The 231-nt window shown below is 71.4% G+C and carries 1 protein-coding gene; it reads right to left on the reverse strand.

The window, feature by feature from the left end; translation table 11 throughout:
* Positions 1-231, reverse strand: a 231-nt coding sequence (locus tag ACEN88_RS36410; RefSeq protein ID WP_413347227.1) for a hypothetical protein, incomplete at both ends; no start/stop codon positions are given.

The following is a 231-nucleotide window of genomic DNA, read 5'->3' on the forward strand; positions in this document are numbered from 1 at the left end:
ATACAACCGCTCCAGCAGCCGCCGCTCGGCGTTGAAGATGCGGACCTGTTCGCGCACGAAATCGCCGTCGGCGCGGCGATACAACCGCTCCAGCAGCCGCAGCGCGTCGCCGTCGAGGTTCACGTCATCCCACGGCGTCTTGCCGGCCGCGCGCCATGCGGCAAGGTCCGGCGGGGCCAGCTCGGCGAGACCGTTCGCACCCAGGCGCACGAGGCCGCGGCCACGCTGGAA

Source organism: Massilia sp. CT11-108, from assembly GCF_047302915.1.
Lineage (GTDB): Bacteria > Pseudomonadota > Gammaproteobacteria > Burkholderiales > Burkholderiaceae_D > Telluria > Telluria orientalis.